General features: G+C 69.2%; 9 protein-coding genes. 3 read left to right on the top strand and 6 right to left on the bottom strand.

Annotated elements, in window-relative coordinates; translation table 11 throughout:
* Nucleotides 1-48 precede the first annotated feature (48 nt).
* Complete coding sequence (locus tag PI246_RS04780) at nt 49-792, bottom strand: SapC family protein (protein ID WP_320550136.1); 744 nt, start codon at nt 790-792, stop codon at nt 49-51.
* Nucleotides 793-970: 178 nt separating this feature from the next.
* On the opposite strand from PI246_RS04780, the gene PI246_RS04775 reads away from it, so the two are divergent.
* The 3 genes from PI246_RS04775 to PI246_RS04765 all read left to right on the top strand — a co-directional run bounded on the left by PI246_RS04775 (nt 971) and on the right by PI246_RS04765 (nt 4,760).
* Nucleotides 971-1,558 (top strand): ECF-type sigma factor, encoded by a 588-nt coding sequence (locus tag PI246_RS04775; RefSeq protein WP_320550135.1) that lies wholly within the window; start codon nt 971-973, stop codon nt 1,556-1,558.
* A complete protein-coding gene (locus tag PI246_RS04770) occupies nt 1,555-4,311 on the top strand; it encodes a serine/threonine-protein kinase (protein ID WP_320550134.1) in 2,757 nt (918 codons plus the stop codon). Before PI246_RS04775 ends, PI246_RS04770 begins: the two co-directional genes overlap by 4 nt.
* A 122-nt stretch (nt 4,312-4,433) precedes the next feature.
* Complete coding sequence (locus PI246_RS04765) at nt 4,434-4,760, top strand: hypothetical protein (protein ID WP_320550133.1); 327 nt, start codon at nt 4,434-4,436, stop codon at nt 4,758-4,760.
* Between the two features lie 12 nt (nt 4,761-4,772).
* Here the strand turns inward: PI246_RS04765 and PI246_RS04760 are convergent, their stop codons facing one another.
* From PI246_RS04760 to PI246_RS04740, 5 genes are all read right to left on the bottom strand, one after another.
* On the bottom strand, nt 4,773-5,867 hold the full coding sequence (locus tag PI246_RS04760; protein WP_320550132.1) for a GGDEF domain-containing protein: 1,095 nt from the start codon (nt 5,865-5,867) through the stop codon (nt 4,773-4,775).
* A 169-nt stretch (nt 5,868-6,036) separates the two neighbouring features.
* Entirely contained in the window at nt 6,037-6,222 is a 186-nt protein-coding gene (locus tag PI246_RS04755) for a hypothetical protein (protein ID WP_320550131.1), read from the bottom strand.
* Between the two features lie 51 nt (nt 6,223-6,273).
* A complete protein-coding gene (locus PI246_RS04750; protein WP_320550130.1) occupies nt 6,274-7,392 on the bottom strand; it encodes an endo-1,4-beta-xylanase in 1,119 nt (372 codons plus the stop codon).
* Nucleotides 7,393-7,486: 94 nt separating this feature from the next.
* The gene (locus tag PI246_RS04745) at nt 7,487-8,737 is read right to left on the bottom strand and encodes an arsenic transporter (protein WP_320550129.1); all 1,251 of its coding nucleotides are present in this window, start codon (nt 8,735-8,737) and stop codon (nt 7,487-7,489) included.
* The gene (locus PI246_RS04740) at nt 8,734-9,969 is read right to left on the bottom strand and encodes an MFS transporter (protein ID WP_320550128.1); all 1,236 of its coding nucleotides are present in this window, start codon (nt 9,967-9,969) and stop codon (nt 8,734-8,736) included. Before PI246_RS04740 ends, PI246_RS04745 begins: the two co-directional genes overlap by 4 nt.
* Nucleotides 9,970-9,979: the final 10 nt, after the last annotated feature.

Raw genomic sequence — 9,979 nt, 5'->3', positions numbered from 1 at the left:
CCGGCGAATGCGCCGGACGCGCGATGGCGTGGATGGCGTTGGGTGGGATCAGTTCACGGCCGTCGCGACACGGCGACGATCGAGCCGGGCGGACAGGCGCTGGACGTTCTGCAGGGACTGCACATGGGCGTGGACCAGGGCCAGGTCGCCGTTGCCGTGCATGGCCGCCACCGCCGAACCCTTCAGCGCCGCCAGGCGATCGGCGGCGACCACCTTGAAGCCGTCGAGGGCGGTTGCCGCGCCCTGCGCCGGCTGCACCTGCAACGTGCGGGTCTCCAGCAGGTCGAGGTCGCGCAGGCGCTCGGTGAAGGCCAGGGTGTCGCGCAGGGCCGCCTGGAAATCCGAAAGGAAACGCACGGCGTGGGCGAGCACGTCGCTGTCGCTGCCGTCGTCGTTGAAGAGCGGCTCCCCCGCTTCCGTACCGAGCCCGGCGTAGCCCTCGTCGACGCAGACCGTGAAATCCTCCCCGCCATCGCCCTCGGCGAGCACGAAGGGATAGCGGCGGATGAAGGCCGGCACGTAGGCGTCGGCGGCCCAGTGGCCGCCATCGTCCACGAAAAGATTGTCGGCGCCGTGCAGCCCCAGCAGCACCGCCGGCTGCTCCTGGCCGGCCGCCCCCGCGAACACGATCGGATAGTCCAGCCCCGCCCGGGCGAACTCCGCCACCACCAGGGGCACCGAATTGACCGTGCGGGAAAACGCATAGGTGGCCGGACCGGTCGCCAGGCGCAGCGACCGGTGGGCCACGCGGTTCAGCGGCCGCGGCCGATCGTAGATCAAGAGCTGTTTCACTCGTTTTCCCCTGCGAAGACGTGAACCACGTCCCGTGATGTGCCGACCGTCGACCCGACCGCCGTGCGCGGTTTGAGCTGGCCTTCACATGAGGTATGCGTAGGAACCGGACGAAAGACGACACACGCGACACAAATAATCGCTACCCTTCGCCCGGGGCAGGTGGGACGAAGGGCCGATGGCAGACGTGGCGGTACCCGGCGATGGGCCGGCGGACGAGTTCAACCGGTTGATGCGCCGCGCCGAGGCAGGCGAGCCGGAGGCGATGGACGAGCTGATGCGTCGCATGTACGGCAGCCTGCGCCGGATGGCCCGCGCCCAGCTCCGGCAGGAGCACGGCGATTGCACCCTGGCTCCCACCGAACTGGTCAACGAGGCCTATCTGCGCCTGTTCGCGGGCGGCAAGGCACCCGCCACGGAAGACCAGGCCCACCTGGCGGGCCTCGCGTCCCGGGCGATGCGACGGGTGCTGATCGACGCCGCCCGCCGACGCGACGCCCAGAAGCGTCCCCCGGCCTCGGAACGCACCGGGCTGACCCATTGGGGCGAGGTGCTGGCCGAACAGGCCAGCGCCGACCAGCTGGACGACGCCTTGCGTGAACTGGAGGCGCTCGATCCGCGGCAGGCCCGCATCGTCGAGATGCGCTTCTTCGTCGGCCTGCGGGAAGAAGAGATCGGCGCGATCCTGGGCGTGTCCGCGCGCACGGTGCAGCGGGAATGGCGGATCGCCCGCGAGTGGCTGCGCAGGGCCCTCACCCACGCATGAATGCCGCCACCGATTACCAGCGGGCCAAGGCCGTGGTGCACGCGGCCAGCGACCTGCCCGCCTCCGAACGCCACGCGTTCCTGAAGCAGGCGGTCGCCGACGACCCAGGCCTGGCCGACGAGGTGGCGTGGATGATGGCGGCGGTGGACGACACCGCGGCGCTTCCCCACGGCATCGATACCCCGACCGACTTCACCGGCGCGCGCGCCGCCGCCCATGCCCCGCGCGAGTTCACCGTGATCCGCAGGCTGGGCGAAGGCGGCATGGGGGTGGTCTGGCTGGCCACCCGCGACGACGGCGGACTCGCCCAGCCGGTGGCATTGAAATTTCTCCATGCCGCGGGCGAGACCTCGCCCGATCTGCTCGAGCGCTTTATCCAGGAACGCGTGCTGCTCGGCCGCCTGGCCCACCCGGGCATCGCCCGGCTCCTCGACGGCGGCGTGCTGTCCGACGGGCGGCCCTTCCTCGCCATGGAGTACGTCGAAGGCGAGCGGATCGACGACTGGTGCGCCGAACGCGGACTGGGCGTGCGGGCCCGCGTCCGCCTGTTCCTGCAACTGTGCTCGGCCGTGGGCTTCGCCCATCGCCACCTGATCATCCACCGCGACATCAAGCCCGCCAACATCCTGGTGACGGTGGATGGCCAGGCCAAGCTGCTGGACTTCGGCGTCGCCAGCGTGCTCGACCTGCCCCACGCACCGCGCGATGAGAACGCGCCACTGACCCTGGCCTACGCGGCGCCCGAACAGATCCAGAAGCGACCGCTGACCACCGCCGTGGACATCTACGCCCTCGGCGTGGTGCTCTACCAGTTGCTGGCGGGCCGCCGCCCCTTCGACGGCGACACCGGATCGTCCGGACTGCCGTCCGCCATCGCGGCCGGCAGCCCCCCCGCCCCCAGCCTGCGTGCCCGCGACCCGGCGGAGCCCCGTGCCAGCGGCCTGCGGATTCCCGCCGACGTCGACGCGATCGTGCTCAAGGCCATGCGCCGCATCCCGAGCCATCGCTACGCCAGCGCGGACGACCTGGCCGAAGACCTCAAGCGTTTCCTGGACGGGCGCCCCGTGCTCGCCAAGCGCCAGAGCATGGCGTACCTCACGGCGCGCTACGTGCGCCGCAACCGCTGGGGCGTGGTCGCGCTGGTCGCCGCGACGCTGTCGCTGCTGGGCGGGTTCGCAGCGTCGCTGCACGCCTGGCGCGCCGCCGATGCCGAGCGCGTGATCGCACAAAGGCGCCAGCACGAACTGCAACGTGCCATCGACTTCCAGCAATCGGTGCTCGACGACGTGGACGTAGCGGCGATGGGCCGGGCGATCGCCACCACGGCGCATGGCGAGCCCACCGACCTCGCCCGTGGCGCGCTGGACCGGCAGGTGGTGTCGCACGGACTGGCCTCGATCGAGGCAGCGTTCCGCGACGACCCGGGGCTGGGCGCCGACATGCGCCGCTCGCTGGCCCGCACGCTGGTCACCATCGGCAGCTATGAACACGCCGCCGCCGAGTTCGCCCGCGTGCTCGAAGTGCGTGAGCGCCTGCCCGATCCCGACGGCCGGGAGCGTATCCAGGCGAAGGTGGAGTTCGCTGACGCGCTCACCCTGGCCGGCCGCCCGCGCGACGCCCTCGCCGCGTATGCCTCGGTGCGCGATGCCGCACAGGCCCTGCTGCCGCTCGATCCGCTGCGCATCGACTTCGAAAGGGGCCGGGCCAGGGCCATGGGAGACGACGGCGATCCGATCCACGCCGCGGCCGTGCTGGACGAACTCACCGATCGCATGCGCGGCCATTTTCCGCCGACCGACCCGACCTGGATGCGCGTGCGTCGCGACGACATCGACGCCCTGGTGAACCTGGGCCGGCGCGACGACGCCACGCGTGAGAGCGAGTCGCTGATGGCCGACACGCGCGGCCTGCTCGCCGACGATTCACCGGCGCGACTGGCGAACCTCGACACGCTCGCGCACCTGCTGAACCAGCGCAACGAATACGAACGCTCCCTCGCGCTCGCCGAACAGGTGGCGAACGCCAACGAGCGCCGGCTGGGCTTCGAACATCCCACCACGCTGCGCGACGAAGACCTGGTCGCCACGAACCTGGTGCGCCTGAGCCGGCTCGACCGTGCCCGCGCGTTGATCGACCGCATCATCGCCGCGCGTACCGCGCAGCAGGGTGCCGACCATGCCGACACGCTCGCGTCGATGACGACGAAAGTACGCCTGCTCGCCAAGGCCGACGACTACCCCGGCGCCGCGGCGCTGCAACGACGCATCCTTGCCGCGCGGGAGCGTGTGCTCGGCAAGGACCATCCCGACACCCTGTTCGCCCGCGGCAGCCTCGCCGGTTTCCTCTCGCACGCGGGCGACCATCGCGACGCCCTCGCGCTGTCGGCCGAAACGCTGGACGGCTACCGCCACCTGCTCGGTCCGGACAACCCGATGGTGTTCGCCACGCTCGACCTCTGCGCCCGCATCCACGTCGCCGCCGGCGACCTCGAGGGCGCCCGCGCCCTGCATGCCGAGGCGCTCGCCGGTCGCGACCGCGTGCTGGGGCACATGGACGCGCATACGCTGGAAAGCGCGACCCGGCTCTACGACACCCTGCGCCGCATGCACCGCGACGACGAGGCCCTGGCGGTGCGCCACGCGTGGATCGACCCGCTGGTGGCGCTGAACCCGGCCACGCTCAACGCGAGCATGCGCGACATGCGCGACACGGCGATCGACCTGCTGGCGGGTGGCCACGCCGGGCAGCCGTAAGGGGGAGCCCTCGCTTCCGGGGCGCTCAAGGTTATCCCCGCCAGGCCGTTAAACCCACGAAGCCCTCGAACCACCTCCCCGGATCGCACCCCGCGATCTCCCCACGCCGTGAAGGACCATCCATGCGTCGCCTGCTCATCGTGGCCTATCGGCCCGAGCCCGGTCAGCGCCAGAGCGTGCTCGACCTGCTGCGAGACCAACACCGCCGCGCGCGAGATCTGGGCGTTCTGGCCCAGGACCCGCTCATCGGCGAGGGAACCCACGGCGAACTGGTGTTAATCGCCACGTTCGAAGCCGGCGCGGCGATCGACCGGCTCTGGGAGGACGAATCGTTCCAGGACATCGACGCACGCCTGGGTCGGGTCGCCCGGATGGTGCCGGTGCACACGCTTCAGGAAGCCAGCGCGTCCTACATCGATCTCGCGGGCCTCGACATCCGTCCGGTCTAGCCGCGCGGACGTTCAACGCATGCCGCGTTCGCCCGTTCGCCGTTTCGCCCGGTACGACGCCTCGTCGGCGACGCGCAGCATGTCGCCAAACCCGGCCGTCCCGTCGGCCAGCGCGTAACCCACGCTACCGCTGACAGCGACGATGCCCTCGCCAAGCGCGTAAGGCTGGCACAGCGCCGCTTCGATGTCGGCGGCCAGCGTGCTTACTTCGGCCTCCTCGATCCCGCCGCCCTGGAGCACGACGAACTCGTCACCGCCCACGCGGGCCACGGTGGCATCGAGGGGCACGGCCGCGAGCAGGCGCTGCGCCACGGCCACGAGCACCTCGTCGCCACCGGCATGCCCGTAGCGGTCATTCACCGCCTTGAACCCGTCCAGGTCGATGCAATGCACCGCGATCCGGCCACCTTGCGAGGTTTCGCGTCGGAAGGCCTCCTGCAGGCCCAGACGGTTGGCCAACCCGGTCAGCGCGTCATGACGCGCGAGCGACGCCATGTCCAGCTGCATCTGGATATACCTGACGGCCGTGCGATGCACGTGGTTCACGGTTTCGAACGCGCCCAGCAGGAAGATGCCGAACATGATCGCGAGAATACGGTGGCCGGATTCGTCGGTGTGCGCGGCCGTGGCGATGGCCGGTATCGCCGCGAGGAGCAAGGCAACGTAGGCGATGCGCGGCCGGATGCCCAGGCGCGACACCACCCCCGAGCAATAGCCGAACAGCAGCGCCGTCATCAGCATGTGGATCCGCAGGTCGGCGCCCCGGAACGCGGCGGCACAGCAGACGCCGACGGACGCGGCCACCACCACGGTCGCGATGCCATGGCGGCGTTCCCAGCGCACGGTGTCGCGCAGGTCGGTCGCCTCGCGGGGATGGTGCCGCTTCTGGGTCGCCATCAGCACCAGCTTTGCCAGCGAACCGAACCCACCGACCAGCGCCGCGAGAAAGAAAACCCCGTTGCCCGTGGCGCGCCAGACCAGCACCCCGACGCCGACCAGGGTCAGCCCCATGATGCTGGTGGGAATGAGCGTCAGCGTGAGGTCGGCGACCAGCGCGCGATAGACGTCTTCGGATTCGCGTCGGAACAGCCGGGTCGTGAGGGTCATCGTCGGATCGTGAGCGAAAGGGCGGGTCGAAGGGATCGTTCGACCGCCCGTTCGCTCACGCGTTCGGGCAGGCGGGCCGTCGGCGCGACGACAAGTACCCTACCCGCCATCGATCACCGCACACCCGTATCAACGGCACGCCACCGCCGATCTTGAGCGTGGCCCGCGCTCAGCCGCCGACGCGGCAATAGCGCTTACGCTGGCGGTGGCTCAACCCGCCGACAAGGGACAGGCCGATGAGCACGCCCACCGTCAAACCGGCCAACCCGTCGTGCACGTGAAGCTGCCGCAACACCAGAACGGCTACCGGTACCATCGCGGCCGGCAGAATCATCATCATGGTCAGTCGGTTCATGCACGTCTCCCCCAAGTAGGCCGACAGATTTGCACCAAATCCGCCAGCCCTTCAAGTGCCGAACGTACGCACTCGGAGCGCCCGCTCAAGACAGTGGGCGACTACCCAACTCGCCGGCTTCAACGCCCCCTCGCGACCGAACACCAAAGGACGTTGGGCAAACGCGCCCTGCGGCGTCGCACCGATCCGGTGCGGCGTGTCCGGGTCCCACACGCCCCAGGTGAGTACGGCGGACACCGCGCCCGTGCCGAGCACCAGATCGAGGTAGCGCTTGTAGGTGTCGGCGACCGCGCCGTCGCGATCACCGCGCCCGTCGAACGCGCTGTCGTCGACATCCAGCTCGGTGACATAAACCGCTAGCCCCATGTCCCGCGCGGCATGAATGAAACGCGTGAGACCCGGGCCGATGCGTTGTGCCTCGCCCAGGCGCAGATGCGACTGCAAGCCGATCGCCTGCACCGGCACGTTGCGCCGCCGCAGGCCGCGAAGCATGTCCAGCACCGCGCCGCGTTTTCGCTCTGACCAGGGCGAATCGGCTTCGAGGCCGTAATCGTTGTAACAGAGCACCGCCTGGGGATCGGCGTCATGCGCCGTGGCATAGGCGATGTCCAGGTAGCGCGGACCCAGCATGCGGTACCAGAAACTGTCGCGCAGCCCCCCACCCTGGCCATCGTTGGGCTCGATCGCTTCATTGACGACATCCCACGACATTATCCGCCCCCGATAGCGCCCGACGACGGTGCGGATATGCGCCGTCAGCACGGCCTCGGCACGGTCGCGGCCGACCTGGCCGAGCCAGTCGGGCATCGCGCGATGCCAGCACAGCGTGTGTCCACGCGTCCGCTGACCATGATCCCGGGCGAACGCGACAAGATCGTCCACCGGACCGAACTCGTAGCGGTCCGGGTCGGGATGCACCTCGGCCCATTTCAGGGCGTTTTCCGGCACCAGCAGATTGGCCTGTTTCGCGACGACATCGCGGTAGGCCACGTCGGCACGAATCCGTGACGGGTCGACCGCGAAACCGAAGGCGATGCCCTTGGACGCCGCGAGATCGCGCAGTGGGGTAAAGGTTTCACCGGCGCGCGGAGCGGACCATTGCCCTAACGAGGCGACGGCCAGGCCCTGGAGCGAGGCTTTGAGGAAACGACGGCGGTTCGGCAACGTCATGATCGGCGGCCCATCGGTGGCGGTCGGACATCACCTTAAAAGCAACGCCGCCGCCCCGCTTGACTGCACCGTAACCGCTGGAACTTGCGATGCGTCACCCGAACGCCAGCAAGGCCGCGAGCGACAGCAGCAGCGCCGGCACCATCACCACGACGCCGATGCGCAGGAAGGACACGAAACCCACGTCCTCACCTTCCCGGCGCACCGCCTGCAACCAGAGGATCGTCGCCAGCGACCCGGTGATCGACAGGTTGGGGCCGAGGTCTACGCCGACCAGGGTCGCATCGACGATGCGGCTGGGTACGTCCGCCTGGGCCATGGTGGCGCTCGCGAGCAACCCCACGGGCAGGTTGTTGGCGACGTTGCTGGCCAGCGCCGTGAGCAGCGAGGCCGTCCAGGCGCCGTCCTGCACGCCGCGCGATGCCAGCGCCGAGAGTTGCCGGGCGAGCAGGTCCACCACGCCGGTCTTCAACAGCACTTCGACGAGCACAAACAGTCCCGCGACGAGCGGCAACACGCTCCACGAGACCTCGCGAAGGATGGGAAGCGGACCCTCGCGGTTGCGCACCAGCACTGCGACCACCGCCAGCACGCCCATCACGGCGGTCGGCGCGCCAAGTTCGATGCGCAACGCGGAGGCCGCCAGCAAGACCACCGCCGTCACGGCGATGGCAACGAGAGCCACTCGGCCGCCGACCGAAAGGGAAGGCACCTCGACCGACCGCGCGCATTCGCCGGCCAATGCACGTCGCTGGGTCGCGTACAGGCAGCCGAACGTCACCACGATGGCGATGAGCGCGGCCAGGCCAAACCGCTCGATCCACGGCAGCAGTGCCGGCAGGTGCCCGTCGTACATCACCAGGTTGGCCGGGTTGGAAATCGGCAGCACGAAGCTCGCGGCGTTGGCGATGAAGGCGCAGATGAAGAGTAGCGGCAACGGCTTTGCGTCCGCCTTGCGTGCCACCGCGAACACCGCGGGCGTCATGACCACGGCCGTCGCATCGTTGGACAGGAAGGTGGTGGTCACGATGCCGATCAGGTACACAAGTATGAACAAACGCTTCGGCGATCCGTGCGCGTGATTCACCGCGATCGCGGCGATCCAGTCGAACAGTCCTTCGCGACGGCCCAGTTCCGACAGAAGCATCATGCCGATCAGGAAGAGATAGACGTCCGTGCCTTTACCCACCGCCTCGACGGCGTCGCGCCACTGCAGGCCGCCGATCGACACGACGATGACGGCACCGGCCACGGCCCAGATGGCCTCCGGCCACTTGAACGGTCGCGCCACCACGCCGAGCACGGCAAGCGCGACCACGATCCACGACACCACCTGAAGGCTCATGGGGTCTCCAGTGCGGGCGTTGCACGATCCGCGTCGTGGCCGGTCAGGCCTTCATCCGCAAGCCAGTGGCGATTCACCACCCATAGGGCGACGGATGCCACGGCGATCGCGCCGAGCGCGAGAAACGCACCGCGATAGTTGATGAGTTGGGCGATGAACCCGCCCAGGGCGGGGCTCAGCGCGGCACCCACACCCTGCATCGTCATCACCGCGCCCTGCGCGACGTTGACGCGACCCGTGCCCTGCATCAGCCGTGCAACGAGCGCAGGCACGGCCACGCTTTGCAGGCCGGCACCGACCCCGTCCAGGGCCTGCACGGGATACACGCCCCAGCGGTGGATGCAGAACGCCGCGATCACGCCGCGAACGGGCAAGGCCAGAAACGTAATGAGAATGACCCACCAGTAACCGTACGAACGGATAAGCCGCGGCGCGACCATCGCCGCCACCACCATCACCAGCTGCGCCACGATGATCGTGAGCGCGGTGAAGGCGCTGGGATCGCTGCTGCCGGTGGACACCACCGCCAGGCCGAACAACGGCAGCATGGCGGCGTTGCCCAGATGGAAAAGCAACAAGGCCACCGAGAGCAGGAGCAGCGGCTTGCACGTCACCAGCGTGCGGAAGCCCGAAGGCGCGTCGTCGGTATCGTCATCGTCCTCCAGGCCACGAGCCGCCCGATGATCGATCGCATCGGCGGGAATGCACACGACCGACGCCACCGCGAACACGCCGAAGATCGCGGCCACCGCGAACACGCCGCCAAAGCCGAATTTCCATCCGATGTAGCCCGATACCGCGGCACCGACCACGTTACCCGCGTGGTTGGCCACCTGGTTACGGCCGAACTGGCGATCGAAGCCGCGCGCCCGGGCCATGCCCAGCGTGATGCCTGTGATCGCCGGCACGATCAGGGCACCGGCGATGGCCGTGGCCACCTGGGAAAAGGCGACCATCGCGAACGAATGGGCGAACCACACGATGCAGGACGCCAGCACCGTAAAGATGCTCGATACGATGATGGCCGCGCGCTTGTGGCGCGTCGCGTCGACCACGGCACCGGCGGGCGCGGTCACCGCGAGACCGGCGACACCCCCGAGGGTCATCACCGTGCCGATGCTCGAGGTGTTCCACCCGAGCGACTGCAGATAGACCCCCAGGAACGGACCGATGCCCGCCTGCACGTCCGCCACGAAGAAGTTCAGCGCCTCGAGCGGACGCCGACCTTTCATCGGCGTGTTC

The organism is Luteibacter sahnii (assembly GCF_034063545.1).
In the GTDB taxonomy this organism is placed as follows: domain Bacteria; phylum Pseudomonadota; class Gammaproteobacteria; order Xanthomonadales; family Rhodanobacteraceae; genus Luteibacter; species Luteibacter sahnii.
Note: the sequence above shows the minus strand (reverse complement) of the source record. Positions and strands in the feature narration are given on the sequence as shown.